The organism is Flavobacterium piscinae, from assembly GCF_004122145.1.
Lineage (GTDB): Bacteria > Bacteroidota > Bacteroidia > Flavobacteriales > Flavobacteriaceae > Flavobacterium > Flavobacterium piscinae.
Genome location: NZ_SBKQ01000039.1, coordinates 1 through 452 on the forward strand (window position 1 = coordinate 1; position 452 = coordinate 452).

The 452-nt window shown below is 34.5% G+C and carries 1 protein-coding gene; it reads left to right on the plus strand.

Translation table 11 applies throughout. The features are described 5' to 3' along the window. Positions 1–258: T9SS type A sorting domain-containing protein (locus EQG68_RS14900; protein ID WP_222845220.1), on the plus strand; the 258-nt coding region annotated here is incomplete at its 5' end. Positions 259–452 lie beyond the last annotated feature (194 nt).

Here is a 452-nt window from a genome sequence, read left to right on the forward strand (position 1 = left end):
ACCTTGAGTGTACCTAGTCACGATCAAAAAGTAATGCAGCTACTGCTAAACCCTGTGGGTGAGCTGGCTCAAATTTCTTTTGTGTATGATGGGGTAAAAAAACTTACTGTTTATAACACCACCGGGCAATTGGTTTTCAAAACAACGGTTACGGAGGATTTTGTGAGCATTAATACGGCTTCTTTTGCTAAAGGGGTGTATTTGATACAATGTGAATCGGAGATGGGGAATGAAGTGTTGAAGATGGTAAAGCAGTAGTTTAGTTAGGAGTTGGGAGTAGGGAGTTTTCAGAGTATAGTTTACTCAAATAATCCAACTATCGAAAATTCCAACAATCAAAATAATAAATTTTCTGAACACGGATTTTTGAAATTTCTACAATTTTAAAAATCTGTGTTCTTTTATTTAGCGTTTAATTGTATTAAAAATGAGTTTACAAGATTATCATCCTT